The sequence below is a fragment of the Kitasatospora albolonga genome (assembly GCF_039535905.1).
GTDB classification, from domain to species: Bacteria; Actinomycetota; Actinomycetes; order Streptomycetales; family Streptomycetaceae; genus Kitasatospora; species Kitasatospora albolonga.
This window is the reverse complement of the sequence record NZ_BAAAYB010000126.1, coordinates 36,987-58,309: the sequence shown is the minus strand read 5'-3', so window position 1 is coordinate 58,309 and position 21,323 is coordinate 36,987. Positions and strand designations below refer to the sequence as shown.

The 21,323-nt window shown below is 69.6% G+C and carries 24 protein-coding genes; 6 read left to right on the top strand and 18 right to left on the bottom strand.

Translation table 11 applies throughout. The features are described from left to right. Positions 1–73 precede the first annotated feature (73 nt). The gene (locus ABD946_RS31050; RefSeq protein WP_345288915.1) at positions 74–253 is read right to left on the bottom strand and encodes a thiamine biosynthesis protein ThiC; all 180 of its coding nucleotides are present in this window, start codon (positions 251–253) and stop codon (positions 74–76) included. A gap of 49 nt (positions 254–302) precedes the next feature. Between ABD946_RS31050 and ABD946_RS31045 the strand changes: the two genes are divergently transcribed. Further along, positions 303–1,877: a recombinase family protein gene (locus tag ABD946_RS31045; protein ID WP_345288901.1), complete on the top strand. Its 1,575-nt coding sequence runs from the start codon at positions 303–305 to the stop codon at positions 1,875–1,877. A gap of 123 nt (positions 1,878–2,000) precedes the next feature. Here the strand turns inward: ABD946_RS31045 and ABD946_RS31040 are convergent, their stop codons facing one another. From ABD946_RS31040 to ABD946_RS31020, 5 genes are all read right to left on the bottom strand, one after another. Then, positions 2,001–3,467, bottom strand: coding sequence for a replication initiator (locus tag ABD946_RS31040; RefSeq protein ID WP_345288900.1), 1,467 nt, complete (start codon positions 3,465–3,467; stop codon positions 2,001–2,003). Positions 3,468–3,576: 109 nt separating this feature from the next. Next, positions 3,577–4,419 carry a DUF2637 domain-containing protein gene (locus ABD946_RS31035; protein ID WP_345288899.1) on the bottom strand — a complete coding sequence of 281 codons (843 nt, stop codon included), beginning with the start codon at positions 4,417–4,419 and terminating at the stop codon, positions 3,577–3,579. Between the two features lie 41 nt (positions 4,420–4,460). Next, positions 4,461–5,876 (bottom strand): cell division protein FtsK, encoded by a 1,416-nt coding sequence (locus ABD946_RS31030; protein ID WP_345288898.1) that lies wholly within the window; start codon positions 5,874–5,876, stop codon positions 4,461–4,463. Continuing rightward, entirely contained in the window at positions 5,876–6,085 is a 210-nt protein-coding gene (locus tag ABD946_RS31025) for a hypothetical protein (protein WP_345288897.1), read from the bottom strand. The genes ABD946_RS31030 and ABD946_RS31025 overlap by 1 nt, the downstream gene beginning before the upstream one ends. A 29-nt stretch (positions 6,086–6,114) precedes the next feature. Next, positions 6,115–6,522 carry an SCO3933 family regulatory protein gene (locus tag ABD946_RS31020; RefSeq protein WP_345288896.1) on the bottom strand — a complete coding sequence of 136 codons (408 nt, stop codon included), beginning with the start codon at positions 6,520–6,522 and terminating at the stop codon, positions 6,115–6,117. A gap of 158 nt (positions 6,523–6,680) precedes the next feature. Here ABD946_RS31020 and ABD946_RS31015 point away from each other — a divergent pair, with 158 nt between their 5' ends. Beyond that, on the top strand, positions 6,681–7,400 hold the full coding sequence (locus ABD946_RS31015) for a GntR family transcriptional regulator (RefSeq protein ID WP_345288895.1): 720 nt from the start codon (positions 6,681–6,683) through the stop codon (positions 7,398–7,400). Positions 7,401–9,283: 1,883 nt separating this feature from the next. On the opposite strand, the gene ABD946_RS31010 is transcribed toward ABD946_RS31015, so the two are convergent. The 6 genes from ABD946_RS31010 to ABD946_RS30985 all read right to left on the bottom strand — a co-directional run bounded on the left by ABD946_RS31010 (position 9,284) and on the right by ABD946_RS30985 (position 13,152). Then, positions 9,284–9,838, bottom strand: a complete 555-nt coding sequence (locus tag ABD946_RS31010; protein ID WP_345288893.1) for a GNAT family N-acetyltransferase — start codon at positions 9,836–9,838, stop codon at positions 9,284–9,286. Continuing rightward, entirely contained in the window at positions 9,777–10,487 is a 711-nt protein-coding gene (locus ABD946_RS31005; protein ID WP_345288892.1) for a lasso peptide biosynthesis B2 protein, read from the bottom strand. Before ABD946_RS31005 ends, ABD946_RS31010 begins: the two co-directional genes overlap by 62 nt. Beyond that, complete coding sequence (locus ABD946_RS31000) at positions 10,469–12,166, bottom strand: albusnodin/ikarugamycin family macrolactam cyclase (RefSeq protein WP_345288891.1); 1,698 nt, start codon at positions 12,164–12,166, stop codon at positions 10,469–10,471. The genes ABD946_RS31005 and ABD946_RS31000 overlap by 19 nt, the downstream gene beginning before the upstream one ends. A 76-nt stretch (positions 12,167–12,242) precedes the next feature. After that, positions 12,243–12,371, bottom strand: a complete 129-nt coding sequence (locus tag ABD946_RS30995; RefSeq protein WP_345288890.1) for an albusnodin family lasso peptide — start codon at positions 12,369–12,371, stop codon at positions 12,243–12,245. Between the two features lie 119 nt (positions 12,372–12,490). Then, entirely contained in the window at positions 12,491–12,697 is a 207-nt protein-coding gene (locus ABD946_RS30990) for a hypothetical protein (RefSeq protein WP_345288888.1), read from the bottom strand. After that, the gene (locus ABD946_RS30985; protein WP_345288887.1) at positions 12,694–13,152 is read right to left on the bottom strand and encodes an ATP-binding protein; all 459 of its coding nucleotides are present in this window, start codon (positions 13,150–13,152) and stop codon (positions 12,694–12,696) included. Before ABD946_RS30985 ends, ABD946_RS30990 begins: the two co-directional genes overlap by 4 nt. A 212-nt stretch (positions 13,153–13,364) precedes the next feature. On the opposite strand from ABD946_RS30985, the gene ABD946_RS30980 reads away from it, so the two are divergent. Continuing rightward, complete coding sequence (locus tag ABD946_RS30980) at positions 13,365–14,546, top strand: NsdA family TPR-like regulatory protein (protein WP_345288886.1); 1,182 nt, start codon at positions 13,365–13,367, stop codon at positions 14,544–14,546. After that, complete coding sequence (locus ABD946_RS30975) at positions 14,543–14,845, top strand: hypothetical protein (protein ID WP_345288885.1); 303 nt, start codon at positions 14,543–14,545, stop codon at positions 14,843–14,845. The genes ABD946_RS30980 and ABD946_RS30975 overlap by 4 nt, the downstream gene beginning before the upstream one ends. A gap of 65 nt (positions 14,846–14,910) precedes the next feature. Here the strand turns inward: ABD946_RS30975 and thiC are convergent, their stop codons facing one another. The 4 genes from thiC to ABD946_RS30955 form a co-directional block, all read right to left on the bottom strand. Next, positions 14,911–16,731, bottom strand: a complete 1,821-nt coding sequence (thiC, locus tag ABD946_RS30970; RefSeq protein WP_345288884.1) for a phosphomethylpyrimidine synthase ThiC — start codon at positions 16,729–16,731, stop codon at positions 14,911–14,913. A gap of 329 nt (positions 16,732–17,060) precedes the next feature. Further along, positions 17,061–17,261: a DUF5326 family protein gene (locus tag ABD946_RS30965; protein WP_345288883.1), complete on the bottom strand. Its 201-nt coding sequence runs from the start codon at positions 17,259–17,261 to the stop codon at positions 17,061–17,063. A gap of 170 nt (positions 17,262–17,431) precedes the next feature. Further along, entirely contained in the window at positions 17,432–18,094 is a 663-nt protein-coding gene (tenA, locus tag ABD946_RS30960) for a thiaminase II (RefSeq protein ID WP_345288881.1), read from the bottom strand. A gap of 67 nt (positions 18,095–18,161) precedes the next feature. Further along, complete coding sequence (locus ABD946_RS30955; protein WP_345288880.1) at positions 18,162–18,479, bottom strand: cupin domain-containing protein; 318 nt, start codon at positions 18,477–18,479, stop codon at positions 18,162–18,164. A gap of 89 nt (positions 18,480–18,568) precedes the next feature. Here ABD946_RS30955 and ABD946_RS30950 point away from each other — a divergent pair, with 89 nt between their 5' ends. Further along, positions 18,569–18,946, top strand: coding sequence for a phage holin family protein (locus ABD946_RS30950; protein WP_345288879.1), 378 nt, complete (start codon positions 18,569–18,571; stop codon positions 18,944–18,946). 72 nt (positions 18,947–19,018) lie between these two features. Here the strand turns inward: ABD946_RS30950 and ABD946_RS30945 are convergent, their stop codons facing one another. Beyond that, positions 19,019–19,444: an SsgA family sporulation/cell division regulator gene (locus ABD946_RS30945; RefSeq protein ID WP_345288878.1), complete on the bottom strand. Its 426-nt coding sequence runs from the start codon at positions 19,442–19,444 to the stop codon at positions 19,019–19,021. 177 nt (positions 19,445–19,621) lie between these two features. Next, positions 19,622–20,428 (bottom strand): IclR family transcriptional regulator, encoded by an 807-nt coding sequence (locus tag ABD946_RS30940; RefSeq protein ID WP_345288877.1) that lies wholly within the window; start codon positions 20,426–20,428, stop codon positions 19,622–19,624. Positions 20,429–20,771: 343 nt separating this feature from the next. On the opposite strand from ABD946_RS30940, the gene ABD946_RS30935 reads away from it, so the two are divergent. After that, complete coding sequence (locus ABD946_RS30935) at positions 20,772–21,311, top strand: NUDIX domain-containing protein (protein WP_345288876.1); 540 nt, start codon at positions 20,772–20,774, stop codon at positions 21,309–21,311. Positions 21,312–21,323: the final 12 nt, after the last annotated feature.

Here is a 21,323-nt window from a genome sequence, read left to right as displayed (position 1 = left end):
CCCCACCGGCCGGAGCGCCGCCCCGGGGAGTCCCCTCCTCCCCCCGGAGCAGCGCGGTTCGGGTGACGACGGGTCAGTCGGCCAGCGGGAGGTAGACCCGGTTGCCGGCGGCGGCGAACTCCTCGGACTTGGCCTGCATGCCGGCCAGCGCCTCGGCGTCGAAGTCGGTGGCCACGGCACTGGAGCCGTCGCCGTGCTCGTCGCGGATCTTCTGCGAGATCTTCATCGAGCAGAACTTCAACAGAAGCGGCATCGGCTACTCTGCTGGCTGAAGTACTGGCTACAGCTGAGGGGGCCCGCACATGGCTGCACGCGAAGAGCTGATCAAGGCGCTCCGAGGGACGCCGCCCGACCTTCCGTCTGTGGAGGAGGTGCGCGCGATGCTCGAAGCCAACCCCGGTATGAAGTGCGTCGTCTGCTACGCGCGCATCTCGTTCGACGGGCGCGTGAAGGACGCCCACGGCGTTGAGGATCAACACCGGAACCTCGCGGAGAAGGCGCGGTCGTTCGGCTGGCTCGTGGTCTACCGCTACACGGACAACGACAAGAGCGCGAGCAAGGAGACCGTCGTCCGCGACGACTTCGAACAACTCGTCGTAGACCTCCGCGCCGGCCACACCCCCGAGGGCTACCCGATCCACGGCGTGATGGCGGACAACGACGACCGGCTGTACCGGCGGCCCGGAGACTGGGAGCGGTACCTTCGGGCGTTCACCAGCCACGAGGGCCGCGTGTACTGGGACTCCAACGGCGTCCAGGACCTCTACGCCGAGGGCTTCGAGATCAAGGGTCTCGTCGGGGTGGCGATGTCCCTCGCCGAGACCCGGAAGAAGCAGCGGCGCTCACGCAACAGCCACCGCAACCGGGCCATCCGTGGCCAGTCCGTCTCCGCATGGCGTCCGTTCGGCTGGGAGGACGACAAGATCACTCTCCGGCAGAAGGAAGCCGACGCGATCAAGAAGGCCGTGAAGGACGTGATCGCCGGAGCGTCCATCTCCGAGATCACGCGGCAGTGGCACGCCGCCGGTTACCTCACCGCGCGGGGAAACCTGTTCCAGTACCAGAGCGTCAAGCAGGTACTCATGAACGCCCGCCTCTGCGGATACCGCGAGATCAAGGGTGAGCTGGTGCGCGATGGCGACGATCAACCGATCGTCGGCGAGTGGGACGCCATCGTCACCCCGAAGGAGTGGTTCGCGGTCGTGGCCGCCATCCGCAAGCGCGGGGGCACGGGCCAGCCAGGGGGCGCACTCGTTCACAAGTACCTGCTCACCAACATCCTCCGGTGCGGCAACGTCCTGGAGGACGGCACGAAGTGCAACGCGAAGATGAAGGGTGAGAAGGCCAACCAGTGGGTTACGTACGAACACGGGTACTTCTGCAAGAAGACCGTTGACGGGGGCTGCAACGGCACCTGGAAGCGCGGGGACGAGACGGACAAACACATCACGAAGCTCGTGCTGAGGAAGCTCAAGGCAGACGCCGCAGCAGCCGCCAAGGAGGTTCCCGACTGGGGGCGGGAAGCCGAGCTAGAGGCCGCGTTGGGGCGTAGGACCGCTCTCGAACAGCGCTGGCACAACGGCGAGATCGACGACGAGCAGTTCTTCCGCAACCTGCCCGGGCTCGAAAAGAAGATCAAGGAACTGCACGCGGACCAGGCCAAGAACATAGCGGCGAAGGCCGCCGCCCAGGAGGCGACGGCCGACGTCGAGAAGGAATGGAAGTCGAAGACACTGGCGCAGCAGCGGGAGCTGATCAAGAAGGCCCTGCACGCTGTCATCGCGCTACCGAGCGGCATGGGCAACAAGCCGTTCGACGTGGATCAGCTCATCCCCGTGTGGAAGCAGTCCGGCGGGTCAGCTGCACTCCCAGGATGATGCCCATCTCCCGGAGCTGGTCGTCCGAGAAGCGCGGAGCAGCCGCCAAGTGCTTCTCGATCCAGCGTTCCACCGCCTCGTCATCGCAGAGGCGGGACGCCGAACGGCGGTCAGTCATCGCGCTCACTCGAACTCCCCCTCTCGCTTGAGGCGTTGGTGGGCTTGGCGGTTGTGGCGGACGGTTTGGGCGAGGAGTTCTTCGCCGGGGGTGTAGCCGGTGGCGAGGTAGCGCCAGTGGCCGACGACGAGGGTGGTGGTGGGGTCGGTGGGCGGGTGGCCGGCGCGGTGGCGGGCTTGTTCGGTGTGCCAGGTGCGGCGGGCTCCTCGGAGTGCGCCGAGGGTGGTGGAGTAGCGGCGGGACTTGGTGGAGAAGTGGCCGCGGAAGCCGAGCATGTGGGCCCACTTGGTGAGCTTGAGGTCGGCGAAGTCGGGGACGCGGTGGCCGAGGTCCCAGCAGGTGCGGATCATCTGGCGGACGTGCTGGGCAACGTCGAGGTCGGCGATGGGTTCGGCGAGGCCGGTTCCTTCGCAGGTGGCGCACTCGTGGGTGAGGCCGGTGGGGGTGGGGGTGCGTCCGCGTCCCTTGCAGGGCGTGCAGTAGAGGGGGCGGTCGATGGTGCCGGTGCCTTCGGCGGACTTGGTGGCGTACTTGGCGACGTAGCCGGCCACGGCGGCGTCGGTGAGCGGGGTGGTGCCGTCGGCGGTTGCGTCGGGGCGGGTGATCTCGCGTACGTCGAGCTGGGCGCCCCAGGTGAGGTGGCGTTCGCCGATGGAGTCGCCGGTGACGGTGATGGAGACCCGGGTGGCGGCGTCGCGGATGGCGGTGGTCAGGAGGGTGGTGGTGGCCCAGGCGGGCGGGGTGTTGGTGGAGCCTTCGGGGCCGTCGAGGCGGACGATGGCGTGGAAGTGGACCAGGCCGCGCTTTTGGAACTCGGCGACCTTGGCGAAGGAGATGCGGCACTGGTCGCGCAGTTCGGCGATGGTGAGTCCGGCGGCGCGGGCGACTTCGCGGCGCAGGTAGGTGGTGAAGCGGGCCCAGAGGGCTCCGGCGTGGGCGTTGAAGAGGACGGCTCCGGCGTAGTCGTAGGTGGTGGGGTCGAGGGGTGTGCCGAGGGCGGGGTGGCCGGCGGGGTGGAGGGTGCCGCAGCGGCAGGGGAAGGGCTTGCCGTTCTTGGTGGTGGGGCGGTTGTGGACGGGGCCGAAGGAGGGGGCGGTGAGGGTGAGGAAGACGCGGGGGTGGGTGCGGACCTGTTCGGGGGTGCCCTTGCCGCCGGAGAGTCCGGCGCGGATGAGCTGGTAGGTGTCGGCGGCGTAGGTGCGCGAGCAGGAGGGGCAGCGGGTGGCGCGTCGGTTGCCGCAGGCGGTGAGGGTGCGACCCAGCGGTTCGGAGGCGCTGGTGTAGTCGTGGACGGCTTCGCCGGTGGTGGTGTCGAACGTGGTGGTGCGGCCGACGAGTTGGATGGGGCTGGTGCATCCGGCGAGGCGCTCCACGGTGGCCTGTACGCGGTCGAAGCCGGGGTTGTTGGCCAGGGTGATGAGGTCCCGGGCGTACAGGGAGGAGATGTGCCGAAGGTCGGGCTCTTTGGTCATCTGGTCTGTCCTTCCGGGCAGTTGAGGTGAGGCGGGAGGCATGGGGGTGCCGTCGCGCCGACTGGGCGGGGTGTTCGCGCGGTCGGCGCGAGGCGGGTGGGGCAGGGGATCAGGCGGGGACGGCCACCAGGTGGGCGTGGGCGGCGTCGGCGAGGTGGGCGGGGACGCCGAGGCGCGTGCGGAGCTGGGCCGCGGTGATCAGGTCGCCGGTGGTGGAGTGGTGGTCGTCGGCGATCCGGCGGGCAGCGGCCAGGAGCGGGCCCGGCACGTCCGGCAGAGCCGGGGTGGCAGTGGCCGGGGTGGGCTGCGGGGCGTTGGGAGCGGCCGGGGCGGTCAGGCCAGGAAGCGCAATTGGGAGCGGCGTGGGCCCTTCACCGGGTTGCGCGTTGTGCGGTTGGGGGCCGGGTTCAGCGGGCGCCGGTGGTTGCGGTGGGGGTGGAGCCAGTACGGGAAGGGGGTCGGGGTGAACGGGCGCGGTCGGGACGGGGTCGGGGTCAGGGGTGGTGTCCTTCGGGGTGGTGGGGGTGTGGAGGTGGCGCAGGAGGGTGGGGCCGACGGCTCCCCAGCCGAGGAGGAGGGTGGGGGCGACGGTGTCGAGGGCGGCGCGGTCGTAGTGGCCGGCGGCGATGGGTTCGGCGACGTTGAGGGCGAGGGTGAGGAAGCCGCACAGGTGCATCAACCGCCGTGCGGGGGCGAGGTGTTCGGCCTCGGTGCCGCTGAGGGTGAGGTGGTGGAGGGCGACGAGGAGGCCGACGACGGACAGGTCCACCATGGGGGCGATCAGCGGGGCGATCGGGTGCGGGACACCCAGGCGCAGCGCGAGGGCCCAGACGTTGCCGAAGGAGAAGACGAAGGCGAGGGAGGCGATGACCGCCATCACGGCGGTGATGGTGACGCGGGTGAACTTGCCGGGGTCAGCCGGGCCGCTCCCGCGCGCGGTGGTGGCGGTCATCGCCAACTCCCTTGTGTGGTCTGCTAGTTGTTGTCATGGGGTCAGGCGGCCGGGGCGAGGTCGTCGCCCTTGAGGAGATCCGGGCCGTTGAGGAGGTCGAGGAGGTGGCCGGGGTCGGCGGTCAGGTGGGCGGAGGCTTGGGCGATGCGGGCGGTGTCGGCGGGATCGACGTAGGGGATGCGGATGCGGGTGAAGCCCTCGTGTCCCTGGCGGGCCATGGTGGCGACGCCGACGTATCCGGGGTCCTGCATGATGACCGGGTTGGCGTCGGGCCAGTTGCGGATGTCCTCGCCGAGGGCGGCCACCGCGGATTCGGTGGTCTTCTGGGCGAAGGAGAGGGAGACGGGGCACACGTCGCGGATGAAGGTGGGGATGGCGTCGCCGGTGGGCTTCTGGGTGGCGACGATGACGACGATGCCGACCGAGCGGCCCTTCTTGACCAGGTCTTCGACCAACCGGGCGTTGTCGGCGGTCAGGGCGGCGTACTTCTTGGTGGTGGGGTCGGAGCCCTTGTAGTCGCGGAAGTAGGTGTGGGCTTCGTCGATGACGAGGACCACCAGCGGCCACTTCTTGGACGGCCCGACTGACCACATGTTCGGCGTACCGAGCAGGCGCCGGATGCTGGAGGAGCGGGCACGCCGCAGGTCCACCAGGCGGGTGAACAGCTTGTTCGCCGCTTCCAGGTCGTCACCGACGAACGCGAACAGGCGGTCCACCACGTCCGCGTAGTCGCCTTCATGGGCTTCGCTGACCTTGCCGTCGGCCACGGCGAACTGCACCGCGCCGGAGGGGGCGAGGCGGGAGATCAGCCCGTTGATCAGGCTGGTCTTGCCGAAGCCGGGCAGGCCGGCGACGCAGACCCCGGGCACGTTCGACATGCGCAGCACGGTAGCCAGGGCGTATTCGTCCAGGCCGAGGTCCCAGACCGACAGGTCGGCGGGGGGCTTGCCGTCAGGGGTGAAGGTGGAGGGGATGAGGAGGGGTTCGTCCCGCACGGCCCGGATCATCAGACGGCCGGGCTTGCCGGGGTTGACCGAGACGCGGGTGCAGCCCCAGGCGTCGGCCAGGTGATCGACGTGGCGCTGGAACTCCGCCAGGCCGACCTTGGCCACCGTCTTGACCTCCACCATCACGCCGTACCGGTCGGCCTTGGTGGCCAGGGCGGGGGTGAGGACGCGGGGTTCGGGCTTGCCGCCCTTGTCGGTGGCGGTGAGCGACTGGAGGAAGGTGGGTGTGCGGTCGGTGGTGGTCAGGCCGAGGTTACGGGCCAGGCGGGGCCAGGTCCGGCGGATGCGCCACGCCTGGCGGATGGTGGCGCGAGTGCCAGCGTCGGCGCGCAGGTAGCGCCCACAGATCACGAGCAGCCAGGCGAGCAGCACCAGCGCCACCAGGCCGACGACGCACAGCAGCTCCGGCGGGATGATCACCCGCGCTAGGCCGGGGATGGTGATGTCCATCAGGGCACGTCCTTGGAGTAGAGGAAGGAGAAGAGGGCCTGTTGCAGGCGGATGAGGTCCGGCCCAGAGGTCACCGGCGGATAGCCGTGCCCTGCTACGACCGCCGCAATGTCCGACAGCAGGCCGAAGGTGAACCGGAAGTCGTCGTCCAGCGCGGGCAGCGGATAGATCACCGGGGCCGGGGCCGGGCCCGTGGAGGAGGAGTCCACGGGCCCGACGGAGCGGGAGGGGTCGGGTGTCACGGCGCGGCCACCGGCTCTGCGGCGGACACCTTCGAGGCCGACGCCTTCGGCGCGGAAGCCGGTGCGGCAGGGGCGACCGGGACCACGGAGGCCGCGCGATAGGCGACGCCGGACTGCACCTGACCGTTGAACAGGTTCGCCCACGGGGTGGCGGTCAGGCCGACCGGGCGCACGATCGCACCGGGCACGAGACCGGCGTCGAGACCGGTCTCCGGAACGGTGACCTTGATCAGCTGGGCGGTCGCCTCGAACGTCTCCAGGAGCTGGACCGTGTAGAGCGAGGCGCCGGTCTCCCGGTCGGTGGCGATCTGGCCGGTGGCGGCGTCGGCCAGCTTCGGGACCGGCGGCACCGCAACCATGTGGGTCGTGCCGGTCAGGTCGGGACGGATGGTGATACGAGCCATGAAGGACTCCAGGGGTGGGAGGGGAGGTGCCGGTGAACTCCGACACCCGGAACAGTAGCCGAACACATAGGACACATGCAACACATGAAACAAGCATCTGTGCTGATACACATGGCGGGGGTGTGTCATCTGTACGGGCGGGCGGCTACCCTCGACCTATGACGCTGCCGCTCGAAGACGACCCACGGCCCCCGTACCAGCAGGCCGCGGATGTCCTGCGCAAGGACATCGAGGAGGGTCGCCTGAAGGCGGGCGAGAAGCTGCCGAGCGCGCGGGAGTTGCAGGCGCGGTTCGGGCTGGCCAGCGCGACGATCCAGTCCGCGCTGAAGGTCCTCAAGGACGAGCGGTTGATCTACTCGGTGCAGAGTCGGGGCAGCTACGTCCGCAAGAGCCCGGAGCAGTTCAGCGACGCCCGGCCCTACCCCGTCCAGGGGTTCCCCGACTGGAAGCCCGAGTCCGCCGACGCGCCCGACCCCTACCGCGACACGCCCTTCGAGGAGGTGGAGCGCGCGGTCTACGACACCTTGCAGCCGATGCGCGAGAGTGAACTAGACGAGGTGTACGAGCAGTTCATGCGGAAGCTCCGATCGGGCGCCGAGCCCCGGCACGTGCTGCGCGACCTCGCGGAGGCCGGCTACTACCCTCCCGCCGAGCAGGACCAGGAGCAGGCGGCCAGCAGCGAAGAGGCGGCCAGCGAGGCAGCCGGGGGCGAGCAGGCCGAAGCACCGGCCGGCGGGGAGACCGTCCAGGTGTCCGCCGCCGACCTCGCCACGCTTACCGAACTGGTCACCGGACTGGCCGTCCAGGTCCAGCAGTTCCAGCAGGAGATGCGGGAGATGCGGGCCCGGGTTGAGCAAGTCGAGCGATCCGCTCGTTGAGGTCGGCCATTTCCTCGCCAAGGTCAGCCAGCTGGCCGCCGACGGTTGCCAGCATTTCGATAAGGCGGCCGAATTCGCCGTGCATCAGTGCTCGTTCTCCCCGTACGTCGTAGCCGATTCGGTCGCCCCGCTGAACCCTGCCAAACTCACCGCTTCTCTCCCCGAATCTGGGGTCCGCCCGCAACACCCTCGCGCAGGCCGCCGGTGAGAAAACCGGTGAGTTCCGCGCTGGCCCAGCTCAGAGCGCCAGGCTCCCCGGGGCGTAGGTCCCCGAAGCTCCACCATGGCACCGTGCGGGGCCCAAGGGCACCTCGCGGCCGGGCAGATCCCGCCCTGCGGGAGGAACGTTTCTGCGCTTCCCGCTGGGTGGGATCTGACGCACACACAACCCGAAGACGGCGGACAATTCAACTCTGCGAAAACCAGGAAGTAGTTTCCTGGAATAAGCGGTGAGAAAGAACGAGAGCCAACGGGACGGAATGACACAGGGTGAGACGATCCGGCATGACGCATTTCACACCCCTCCTCCCGTCGGCAAGCCCTTCCCGCCGACAACTCCGAACGGCCTGTCCGCCGGAGCAAGACTGATCCTGTGCGCCAGGCGTGTCCTTGCGCAGGCGATACAGCCCGTGGTAGCCGCCCCCAGGCGACACCTCCGGCCGAGTCAGCCGGCCACGGCCTGGCTCGCGCGGTCAGCCCCACAGTGCACTCCGATCCCCGGTTTGGTCCGGCCGGAGAACTCCGGTAGAAGCCCCTCGGCCCGCATGGCCAGTACGCCACGCACAGCCTGTGGACAGTCTTCGGCGAACGCCGCCCCATATCCGACATGCCCTGTTCCTCCCGGTTCGCTCCTGAAATGGCCCTTCACCTGATAGAGGCCGCGAAATCGGGGCCCGTGTGACATCTGCGGCGAACTTTCTTCCGCGACGCCCGGCAGCGAGACCGCACAGGCCAACCATGAGCCGCGATCAGCCCGACGTATCGCGCCGATCTTGTGCTAGGGGTCCGGGCGCGGGCAGGAGGCGGCATCGCACATAGAGGTGCCGATCCGGGCGTCGGTGTGACACCGGAGCCAGGATTCATCGCAGCAGCCCGGAGCACGGCCAGGGCCAAGGCCGGATCACGGCGCGCGGACAGCAGCCAGGGCCCGGCCAACAGGGTGCACGCGGGGATGGGCACCGCGGATTCCTGACGCAGACGGCCCGGCAAGGCGACGGGGATGGGGAAGGTGCACGGCCGGCAGAAGGCGGCCAGATCCAGGCAGACGGAGAGGGCGGGGGAGGCGGTGTTCAAAGTTTCATTACTGGATCAAGGGCGGCCCGCCAGAGGCGGGCCGCGCGCCGCCGCGTTTCCGCCCGCCGCTCCTGTCTCGCGCCCCGCTATGGGCGGCCCCGCTGGCGGCGCAAGGAACGGGGTGGCGGTCGAGCAGGGCCAGGACGACCCGGACAGCGGTCCGGCCCGGCGTGGCCAAGGTCAAGGCCGATGGTTGCCCGCCGTACGTCCAGGCTCCCCGCTGCCCGATGATCCGGGGCGGACGGAACCCGTCAAGCCCGCAACGCTCGCCACCACGGCCAGGTACAGGCCCGTCCAGCGGGCTTGACCGAACCCGCCCGCCCCTACTCTCGGCAGCTATCGGGGAGCCCGGCCGGAATGGTCCCCGTCTGCCCCCGCCCACCAACGCCCCTGGCCGCCCGTGCAACGCAAGTAGGGCCCGGCGCATCACACACGCCGAGCCCCTTGGGAAACTCGTGGGAGACCCCGCCCCGGTCGTCCCGGTCCGTCCCTGGCGGTCACCGGGGCGGGGGTTGTGCCACCCGGCGGGCGCAGGTACCGCCGGGAGTCGGGTGACCACTTCGCTTCGTGGCCGTTCGGTCTGAGGACGATCAGGCCGACGGAGCCGAGGCGAACAGGTGGTCGTCGGCAGTGGCGTCCATCAGCAGCTCATCGCAGGGGCGGCCGAGCCAGTAGCCCGACTGTCGCAGCCGTCCGGCGGGCTGGAATCCGGCCTTCTGGTAGGCCGCCACACCGGCCGCGTTCGGCTCCAGGACCTTGAGCCAGACCATGCGCAGGGCCGCGAACTCGAACGCCCAGCGGAGGGTCAGCGCGGTCGCTTCCGTGGCCAGTCCCTTCCCGCGCGACTCCGGGGCGAGGAGGACGACGAACTCGGCTGTCCTGACTGCGGCGTCGATCTGGAGCGTGGTGATGCCGACCGGGGTGTTGTCGTCGGTGGTGATCACCTCGAACTGGGGGTAGTCGCGGTTGCGTCCCTGGGCTTCCCAGCCGCTGGCCCGGACTTCCCAGGACTGGGTCACCTGCGTGCCGAAGCCGAGGATGGTGCCAGGGTCGTTCTCCCAGCGGTGGTAGTCGGGCAGGTGGTCACGGCTGGTCATGGCCAGGCTGACGCGCTTGCCGGGCAGCAGGATGTGCGGGTCGGGCATGGGGGTCTCGTTTCAGGTCGGTCGGTTCATTGATCGGCGTGTAGTCGCCAGTGTGCTCGGGTTCCTCTACCGGCCGGCCGTGAATGTCGCAGATCCAGGCGTGCAGCCGTATCGGGTCGGTGGCCACCCCATGGCGCCAGGCGCTTCCGCGACCGCCGAGCGCGAGCAGGAGCGAGGCCGCGGTGGACTCCTCCAGACAAGCGACGCGAGCAGGGAAGACGCGAGCGACCCACCGCACCGAGAGCAGCGCGAGCCTGGCATGGGCAGTGGTTGCGGCTGGAAGGTCACGGCCGGTTTCGGCGAGGCGGCGCAGCCGGCCGAACCTCTTTCCAGGACGGCCTACTTCGCGCGCGGCGAGGGTGGTCAGCAAGGCCGCTGCCGCCGCCATGCGCCAGGCCCACGGCGGTGGACTGACCGACTCCAGCCGGGCGGCTGTCTCGTTCGTGCCCCATGACACCTTGGACTCGCGGATGGCGACCGGAGCCGGTGCCGAGCTGTGCTCCAGGGAAGCGAGCCAGCGTGTCAACGTGTCGCCCGTGAGGACGACGGTCTCTCCGGTGCGGTAGTTGACGATGACGCCCGCACGGCCAGTCAGGGCGGTGCGGGTGTGCCTCGTCGGCGAGGGCAGAGTCACGGCGTTCGCTCCCATCGAATCTCCTGTCCGGCCATCCCGGAGGCCCTCAGCCAGAGTTCTGTGCCGAGCACGGGTTCGATCAGCCCCCACGGGATGTCAACGCCGAGTACGGCGTTCCGCAACAACGAGCGAAGAGCCGCCGGACGGATCAGTCCGAGGTCGGCCAGATGCCCGTCCACGAGGTCCAGCACGCGCCCTTGGTTCGCGCGGAGCCCGTGGTGGTGATCGACCGCGAACAGGCCCTTGGCTCCACGCTGAACGACAGATGAGGGCAACAGGTCGGCCACCACATCGGCCAGCAGGGGCTTGTAGCGGCGCGCGGACCACCGTTCCGACGCGGGTGTGGCGAGAACCGACTCCAGGATGCGGGTGTCCGTGAACGGGTTGTGCATCGTGATGCCGTGCGCGGCGGCGAGCTGGTTCTCCGTCGCGGCTGTACGGCCGACGTACCGGGCTTCCCGCAACAGGTAGCTGTCCGCGTGCCCGAGGCTGAGCACGTCGCCGTACGGAGCGGTGACTGAATCTGCCAGGTCGAGCGTTTGGTGGGTGAGCCACGGCATCGGCACCGCCGCGCCGCCTAGTTGACCAGGGTTGTTCCAGGCGGCAGCCACCACCGGCCAGGGACTCGACCGGTAGAGACGTGCCCACGCCTGAGCGTCACGGGCCAGGCGAAGAAGCCGGCCCGATTGGACAAGATCCGCCATGTGCACCGGGGGAGGCATGAACAAGGAGTCGCCGCCGTCGCCGGTCAGGTGCACGGTGGCATCTTCTGAGGTCAACAGGCCGAATTCTGCGCGGAGTTGGGCGATCGTGACGGAGGACGGTGCCGGTTCATCCGTGAGGGTGAGCGTGTCAAGGTCGGTGAACGGCAGGTGTTCCCGCCCCAGAGCCATCAAACGGTGACGGATGGTCGGGAAGGCGCTCGCAACGGCACGGGCGTGGTCGAGGTCTCCGCCAGCCTCTTTGCCCTTTGGGTGATAGGTGATGCCGGTGACCGGACCGTGCTGGGCGGCGTAGGCGGCGAGAGTGCTGGAGTCAAGACCACCGGACAGGTCCGAGGAGACATCCTGCTCAGCGACGCGGATACGAACGCCGTCCGCCAGGTCGTTGCGCAGCCGCTGTACGGCGTTTGCCCAGTTGAGTTCGGGCACCCGCCAGTAGGGGGCAAGGGCTGCGGCCCCACCTGCGGTGGCCGTCCAACGATGCCCCGGCGGAACCTGCTCCACCCCAGTCCAAGCCGAGCGTCCGGGCGTCCACGCCGTCGGGTCGGCAAGGTGCGCGGCCAGCCAGGCGGCATCGGGCTCGGCACGGAGCAGGGAGGCCAGAGCCAACGAACTCGATGCCCAGAAGCGTTCCCCGTCCGTACGGGCGACGTAGAGGGGGCATGCCCCCGCCGGATCGGCCCACAGGGTGAGTATGCCGTGTCCGTCATCGAGGACCAGGGCGTAAGCGCCCGCCCAGGAGGTGGCCGCCGCGTCCAGCGCCCGCGGATTCGTGGAGTGCACGAGACGGATCAACTCCGCATCTGTCGCCGCGCACGGACCGAAGACAGCGAGCCGACGCCCGTCTGCACCCTTAGCCAGCCGTACCGGAGTGCCGACAGACCAGGCATTGGGACCGCGCCACAGCACCCGCGCGCCGACAGGCGTCGGGGACGTGACAGCCCGGGTGAGAGACCCCCCGAACCAGCTCATGTGATCACCTCCGTGGATTGGGTCGGAGAGGGTGCGGCGGCACCCCCGGGGGAAATAGGGGTGCCGCCGCCGTGCGTCAGCCGCCGTACGGGGAGCGCTTGTTCTCCACGCTGGTGCTGGTGTTGCCCTTCGTCAGGAGCGCCGCGTCCCCCAGGACGACGACCTCCTCCTCCGGCTCGGGGTCGAGCTGGGTGAAGTCCTCCATGGTGTTCACCTCCCTCCGCTGTTCGCAGGGCGCGACGGGTCCAGTCCCGCCGCGGTGGTGCGGCCCTCCAGCCCGGTCTCGTCGTCGAGGCCAGAGGGAGTCTTAAGGTCCGTCCGCGCTCAGGCCGGCGGTTCGCGGTCCGGAGCCGACTGGGCCGTCCGCATCGGGCCGAGGTGGTCAGGGTCCAACTGCTGGGCCGCCGAGGTGCCGAGGAGAAGAACGGTGACCACGTGGCCAAGCGCCCAGAAGCCAGTCAGCACCGCGCCGACGGGATCGCGGTGTTCGCCGCGGTGACGGCCGCCAGCAGAGTTCCGCTCGATGGTCATGACTTCGCCGTCCTCAGCTCGAACCAGACCCACTTGCCGAACGGCGCCCAGGCCACGCCCCAGCGGGACGAGAGGGTTTCCACGAGCCCCAGGCCGTACCCGGACTCCGCCTCCCACGTTGGGGCGGTACGGCACGGCAGCGCGCCGGACGAATCCCGGATACCCACCCACACCGAAGCCTTCTGCCGGTTCACCGAAACCGCGATCCGTGTGCAGCCCGTGTGCCGGACCGCGTTGGTGACCAGCTCACTCACCAGTAGCTCGGCCACATCGCCCAACTCGGCAGCGGACCAGGCCGTGAGGGCAGCGGTCACCAACTTGCGTGCGCACCTTGCGGATTCGGGCTGGCAGGGCAGTTCCAGCAGGCACCCGAGATCATCGGGCTGCACTACCGGGATCTCGATGAACGCTGTGCCCGAAGTGCCGACGGTCGTTGCGTTGACGCTGACGGACATGCGGGCCTCCAGTCTGCGAGCAGGTCAGGTACTGGTGACGCCGCCCGGGACCTTCCCGACGGAGCCGGAGTGACCGGCCCATCACCCCGGGCGACTGAGAACCATCAAACGCCTGCGGTTCGGGTAGAGACAGGGCGATCCTGTAGGCAGACGCTAGGCACTTCACTAGGCTGTCTGGCTCCCACCAGCGGTACCGCAGAGACGGGCCTCAGATGACCAACGACGCGCTACGGCGGCTTCGTCTCGGGCGAGAGTGGACCCAGGGCGAGGTCGCCGCCCGTGTGAACGCCCGCATCAAGGCAGCGACCGGGCGGGACAGGGCGATTGACGCCAACGTGATCAGCCGATTAGAACGTGGCGTGATCACATGGCCGGAGCAGGAGGTCCGCGACGCCTTGCGCGGAGTCTTCGGCGTGGCCACGAATGCAGAGCTGGGGTTGTTCCCAAAGCGGACCCGGCGGGACCGCGAGGAGGTGAGTGAGTCGAAGCGCCGCGACTTCTTGGCCGTCTCCTTGGCAGGCATCCTGCCCGACGTGATGCCGTCGCCAACTTCCTTGGGCTTGAAGGATATTGACGATATCGCCGAGCGGACCTTCGCCCTTGAGGAGTGGGACCGACGAAGCGGAGGCGTCGCCACACGCCATCTCGCGTTCGGCGAGCTGCGAAGCGCCGTTGACCTGACCAAGTCCTCCATGGGGCCGCGTGTCCGTGACCGGCTCTGTGGTCAGATTGCCAACCTCGCTGATCTGGCCGCCTGGTCAGCGTTCGACGCTGGGCAGAGCGCTCCCGCTCGCAGCACCTTCGGGCTCGGCATCAAGGCCGCCCAAGAGGCCGGCGACGACGGCCTGTTGTGCCACGTCGCAACTGGCCTCGCCCGCCAGGAGATCGCCGAACGGAGGCCGAAGGACGCCGTCGCCCTGGCCGACATGGCGATGGGAAACGTGCCCCTATCAGCACTCGCAATGATCGCGGCGGTGAAGGCCCAGGCGTACGCCATCCAGGGCGACGAGGCGGAGGTGATGCGACAGATCAGCCTTGCCGAGTCGATCTACAGCCGCGTTATCGACCTTCACAGCGAACCACGCTGGATGTGGTACTTCACCCAGCACAAGCTGCACGGGGAGACCGGACACGCCCTCTACCTGCTCGCCACGGTCACCGGGCGTCCTGTCTCCGATCTGGTGTCCCGGCTCCGCCGGGCAGTGGACTCGCAGACCTCCAACCGGGCCCGCTCGAAGGCGATCGACACCGCCCAACTGGCCACCGTGCTTTACCGCCAGGGTGCCCAGGAGGAGGCCGAGCACTACGCCCGCATCGCAACTGACCTTTCCACCGTGGTCCGCTCCGCACGACTGGATGCCGCACTGGCAGAGATGAGGAGAGTCCAAACATGACCATCGAAGACGTGATCAAGGAAGCCGCCGCCCGTGGCGTCACCGGCCTGCCGGAGCCTTCCCGGCTGACCCATGTCCGGGTGTGGCCGGGTGCGTCACAGTGGGTCGGCGAGGTCGGCCAGCCACCCCACAATGAGACTGTGGGTGAGGGCATGTTCGACACCAAGGACGAGGCCGAAGAGGCCGCGTTGAAGGCCGTTGCCGACAGCCGGTCCCTGTTGCTCGCGCTACTGCCAGCGGACCTCGCAGCGACGGCCGAGGAGTGGCCGGAGCCGATCGTGAGCGCGTGGGACGCCTGACAACAGCCGAACGCATCGGCCCGCGTCTCCCCCTCTCAGACGCGGGCCGATGCTGTCAGTGGGGCTCAGTCAGCCAAAGGGAGGTAGACCCGGTTGCCGTGCTCCGCGAACTCCTCGGACTTGGCCTGCATGCCCGCCAGGGCCTCGGCGTCGTACTCGGTGTTCACGGCCTTGTCGCCGTAAAGCTCTGTGATGCTTTTACTAATCTTCATCGAGCAGAACTTCGGGCCGCACATGGAGCAGAAGTGCGCGGTCTTGGCCGGCTCGGCGGGCAGCGTCTCGTCGTGGAAGGCGCGGGCCGTCTCCGGGTCGAGGGCCAGGTTGAACTGGTCCTCCCAGCGGAACTCGAAGCGGGCGTCGGAGAGCGCGTCGTCCCAGGCGGAGGCGCCGGGGTGGCCCTTGGCCAGGTCGGCGGCGTGGGCGGCGATCTTGTAGGTGATCACGCCGGTCTTGACGTCGTCCCGGTTGGGCAGGCCCAGGTGCTCCTTGGGCGTGACGTAGCAGAGCATCGCGGTGCCCCACCAGGCGATCATGGCCGCGCCGATGCCCGAGGTGATGTGGTCGTAGCCGGGGGCCACGTCCGTGGTGAGCGGGCCGAGGGTGTAGAACGGCGCCTCGTCGCAGATCTCCTTCTGGAGATCCATGTTCTCCTTGATCTTGTTCATCGCGACGTGGCCGGGGCCCTCGATCATCACCTGGACGTCCCGCTCGCGGGCGATCCGGCCCAGCTCGCCGAGGGTCTGCAGCTCGGCGAACTGCGCCTCGTCGTTGGCGTCCGCGGTGGAGCCCGGCCGCAGGCCGTCACCCAGCGAGAAGGTGACGTCGTAGCGGGCCAGGATGTCGCAGAGCTCCTCGAAGTTGGTGTAGAGGAAGTTCTCCTGGTGGTGCGCCAGGCACCAGGCCGCCATGATCGAGCCGCCGCGCGAGACGATGCCGGTCTTCCGACGGGCCGTCAGGGGGACGTAGCGGAGCAGCACGCCGGCGTGCACCGTCATGTAGTCCACGCCCTGCTCGCACTGCTCGATGATCGTGTCCCGGTAGACCTCCCAGTTCAGCTCCTCGGCCTTGCCGTCCACCTTCTCCAGCGCCTGGTACAGCGGCACGGTGCCGATCGGCACCGGCGAGTTGCGCAGGATCCACTCGCGGGTGGTGTGGATGTTCCGCCCGGTGGAGAGGTCCATGACGGTGTCGGCGCCCCAGCGGGTGGCCCAGGTCATCTTCTCCACCTCCTCCTCGATCGAGGAGGTGACGGCGGAGTTGCCGATGTTGGCGTTGATCTTCACCAGGAAGTTGGTGCCGATGATCGACGGCTCCACCTCGGGGTGGTTCACGTTCAGCGGGATGACCGCGCGGCCGCGGGCCACCTCGGAGCGGACGTACTCCGGGTCCATGCCCTCCCGCAGCGCCACGAACTCCATCTCCGGGGTGACGATCCCCCGCTTCGCGTAGGCGAGTTGGGTCACCGCGACGCCCTCGCGCCCGCGCAGCGGGCGGCGCGGGCGGCCGGGGAAGACCGCGTCCAGGTTCCGCAGGTTCCCGCCGCGCGGCGAGGTGTGCTTGATGCCGTCGTCCTCCGGGCGGGCCTCGCGGCCCTCGTACTCCTCGACGTCGCCGCGCTGGCGGATCCACGCGTCGCGCAGCGCGGGCAGGCCCCGGCGCACGTCGGGCTGGTAGGAGGGGTCGGTGTACGGACCCGAGGTGTCGTACAGCGGAACGGACTTGCCGTTGGTGAGGACGACCTCCTTGAACGGCACCCGCAGGTCGGGGCGGGATCCGTCGCGGTAGGCCTTGCGCCATGCCGGGGTCGGGTAGCCGGTGGTGGCGCTGGTGACCGCGCTCTCCACCTGGGCCGGGGCAGACTTCTGCTGTGCGTCGAACGTGGTCATGAGACCTCTATCTCCCTACGCCGGCATTACCCGGTCAGGTTCCTGCGGTCGACGCAGCGGTCGGTACGCGGCTCGCACGTACCTTTCAGCGCCCTCTCAGCCCGGTGCTCCGAGCTCCCGTGTCCACAGGCGGTTTGCCTGCAACAAGACGTCCATCACCGTAGCGGTCAGGTCCCGGATGGTCCAGAGCGGACCTGACGGTCTGTTCGGCATGCGGACAGGTCAGGGGCGTCACGGCGTCTCCCCGGACGCCTTCCGTCACTTCCGCCCCGCACGGCGAACGGCCCGGCCCCCGTGCGGGGCCGGGCCGTTCCGGGTTCGCGCCGCCGTCAGCTCTTGGCGGCCTTCTTCACCAGGATCACCACGCCGGCCGCGACGCCGACCACCACCAGTGCCTTGAACAGGAAGGCGAGCAGCGAGGTCACCGCACCGACGACGAACAAGATCAGGTTCCAGGCGAGGATCACCGCGACGATCGGGACGACGATGTTGCGCACCCACGAGGGCAGCGACTTCCAGAGCTCAGCCATGTCCGTTCCTTCTCTCCCCTCGGGCCGGTGACGGCTGGTCCGTCGCGTCCCGTTGCTTCGATACTTAGAACGTACCGGGCCGGAGCACTGCTTCCGAGGGGTTCGAGCCCGGAGAGAACCCGGAGATGCCCCCTAGGTCCGGGAGGGACGACCCCCTACCCGGGGAGGGCTCAGACCGGCCAGGTCTCCCGACGCCAGGCGGCGTCCCAGAACATCCACTCGTAGCGCGAGGTGGTCACGAAGTGCTCCACCACCCGGGCCCGCTCGGCCGGGGCGAGCTGCTCGCCCAGACGGTCCGTCAGCTCCAGCACCCGGCGGACCACGGACTGGAAGGCCTCGTCCCCGTAGGTGGCGATCCACTTGGCGTAGAGCGGGTCGGGGGAGGAGGAGGCGAGCAGCTGCTCGCCGACCCGGGCGTAGATCCAGTAGCAGGGGAGCACCGCGCCGACCGCCTCGGCGAAGGAGCCGCCGTAGACGGTGGCCAGCAGGTAGCTGGTGTAGGCCCGGGTGGTGGGCAGGACCGGCTCGGCGGCGGCCTCCTCGGCGCGCTCGCCGAAGGCGGAGAGGAAGTCGGCGTGCATCTCCTGCTCGGCGGCGATGGCGCCGACCGCGTCGGCGGCGAAGGCCCGCACGCCCTCCTCGTCGGGGGCCTTGGCGGCGCAGACGGCCAGCGCCCGGGCGTAGTCCCGCAGGTAGTGCGAGTCCTGGACCACGAAGTGGCGGAAGGCGTCCCGCGGCAGGGTGCCGTCGGTCAGTCCGGAGATGAAGGGGTGCGCCAGGATCTCGGCGTGGATCGGCTCGATCGCCGACCAGAGGTCCTCGGTGAAGGTCATCGCTGCTGCTCCTGCCGTACGGGGTCGGGCCTCGGCCGACCCTACCCGGAGCGTTCCGGACGGCCCGTCAGTCCTCCGGCGGGGAGAACACCACCAGCACCCGGAGCTCCTCGGTGACGTGGTGGAAGCGGTGCGGCGTCCCGGCCGGGACGTAGACCACGCTGCCCCGGCCGACGGTGGTGGTCTCGCCGCCGACCGTGAGCTCGGCCCGGCCGCTGATCACCTGGTAGAGCTCGTCCTGGGCGTGCGCGGTCTGGGTGTCGGTCTCGCCGGGGGAGAGCGCGTAGAGCCCGGCGGACATGTGACGCTCCTTCAGGAAGCGCAGGTAGGCGCCGCCGCCCTCGGTGCGCTCGGCGTCGAGCCGGTCCAGCCGGAAGACCTTCACGGGGCCACCCTCCTGTTGTGATGGCCACATTGAACAACATGCGGCCGGAGAGCTTCCGCACGGCCCGGCGGCCTGCCAGGCTCGGGACCATGAAGAACTTCGTCATCAAGACGCTGATCAACGCGGCCGCCATCTGGGTGGCCGCCTGGATCGTGTCCGGCATCACGCTGTCCGGGGACGACTGGCAGAGCAAGACCGTGACGGTGATCCTGGTCGCCCTGGTCTTCGGGGTGGTGAACTTCCTGATCAAGCCGCTGGTCAAGCTGTTCTCGCTGCCGCTGTTCATCCTCACCCTGGGGCTGATCACCTTCGTGATCAACGCCCTGATGCTCTGGCTGACCTCCTGGGCCTCGGACAAGCTGAGCCTGGACTTCCACGTGGACGGGTTCTGGGCCGCGCTGCTCGGCTCGCTGATCATCAGCCTGGTCTCCTGGGGCCTCAACCTGGCCTTCGGCGACGACGACTGACGCGCCGCCGGACGCACGAGGGCCCACCGCCGGCGAGGCGGTGGGCCCTTCGTGCCGTCGGGAGCAGCGGCGTCAGCCGAGGTTCTCGCAGCCCTTGGCCAGGATCGCGGCCAGCTCCTCGTCCAGCTCGCTGCCGGTCGGCTCCTGGCCCATCGGCACCAGCCGGTCGGTCCGGGCCAGGAAGGCGATCAGCGGCGGGGCCGAGGCGACCAGACGGGCGTCGCCGTCCGGGGAGTGCAGCACGATGCAGACCTCGGAGAGCTCCTCGCCCACGGGGTGGATGTGCACGTCCCCCTCGCCGGTCGGGCGGCTGATGCCGTCCAGCAGCAGCTCGCGGGCGAAGTACCAGGTGACCGGGGCGTCACCGGGGAGGTGGAAGGTGAACCGGACCGCGAAGGGGTCCACGGGGTCGTAGTCGAGGTCGACCACGATGCGGAAGGAGAGCTCGTGCGAGACCACGAGGTTCATCACCACGTGGCCCTGGACCGTGCTGTGCATGCGCCAGTACCTCTCGTTCTGCCCGGTGTCCGGTGGCTGAGGGGGACCGCCGGTTGGCCGGGCATGCGATTCGATGTCGTGGTCCTCAAGGTCCCCATCCGGGTCCATCGTGGTGCTTTGGGGACGAATTGGACAAGACGCGCTTTTTCAAATGGTGAGCGGACACACCCGAGGGGGTCAGTGGACGAACGAGGGGGACATCGCCCCGACCAGCGAACGGAGCCGCTCGGCCTTCGCGGCCAACTCCCCGGCGCGGGCCGCCGGGAGGGAGATCGCCATGGTGGCGACGGCCGAGCCGACGGTGATCGGGACGGCGGCGCAGACCGTGCCGAGCGCGTACTGCTGACGCTCCAGCACCGGCCTGCTGGGCTCGGCCGCGGCCAGGCGGCGGAGCAGCAGGGTGCGGTCGGTGAGGGTGGACGGGGTGAGCCCGACCGGCGGGTGGCGGCTGAAGTGGTCCTGGCGGTCCTCCTCGCCGAGCTGGGAGAGCAGGCACTGGCCGACCGCGTGGGCGTTGGCGCTGACCTTGAAGTCGGCCACCTCCTCGACCGCGGGCCGGGCCGGGGCGTCGACCACGTCGACCACCCTGACCTCGCCGTCCTCGTAGACGGCGTAGTAGACGGCGGTGTCCAGCTCCTGGCCGATCTGTTCCATCCGGCCGCGCAGGTCGGCCCGGTCGGCCCGCCGGACGCCGTCCCGGCCGATGCCGTCCGCCGAGGCGCCGTAGAAGAACCGGCCGGCCACCCGGCACAGGTAGCCCTCGTGGGTCAGGGTGCGGAGCAGGTGGTACGTGGTGCCCAGCGGCAGCCCGGCCGCGCGGGCCAGCTGCTTGGCGGTGGCGCCCTCGCGGTACTCGCCGACGGCCTCCAGCAGCCGCAGCGCCCGCTGGACGGAGGCGATCAGGGTCGGCTCCCGGGTGCCCCCGGTCGCTGACCCGGCGCCCCGTATGCTCCGTGCGGCGTCCGTGATCTGATCCACTGTCATGCCCTGCCCCCTGCCCGGTTTCAGTGCAGTTGTGCCCGAATGGCGCTCATTGCAGCACAGGGCGCCCATGCCTGCAATCATTCCGGTGAGCAATGTCGGCTTTTGACCTTCGAATCCAAGGCACCCCCAGCGGAATGTGACTCTCCGGTAGGAGCATCTCCGGCGCCCGCCTTGCTATCGAAGATCCAAAGGGCCTGACTGCCCGCTGCGGCCCCGAAGCGCCCGGGCACGCCGAATCAACCGTTCGGCGGAACCGGGCCGTCCCGTTCGTCCGTCCGTACGAGTTTCACCGGTGGTCGGTGGCGGGAGACTCAGCCACAACGCTCCCCTCCCGGAGGTGGTCATGACCGGCCCCGTCCGTCCCGTGGTGAAGCGCACCGCGCGGGCGATCCTGCTGGAGCTGGACCCGGACGATCCGCACCGCCCGGCCTCGATCGTGCTGATCAAGCGGACCAGGCCCGGCGCCCGGCCGTACTGGATCACGCCGGGCGGAGGGGTGGAGGACACCGACCGCACCGTGGTGGCCGCCCTGCACCGGGAGGTGGACGAGGAGCTCGGGGGCAAGGTCGAGGGCGTGGTGCCCGCCTTCGTGGACACGGTCGCCCACTCCCACCACGAGGACGGCTCACCGGCCCACCCCCACGGCGTCAAGGTCCAGCACTTCTTCGTCTGCCGGCTCACCGCGATGGACCCGTCCCGCCGCCACGGCCCCGAGGTGGACGAACCCCGGGGCGAGTACGAGATCGTCCGGCTGCCCTTCACCCGCGAGGGCGTCACCTCGGTGAACGTCGTCCCGCCCAGCCTGCGCGCCTACCTGGCGGCCAACGTGGAGGGCGTCCGGGCCCTGCTCGCCCCGGACCTGGGCGCCGCCGAACGGCACTGACGGGCGGCCAGC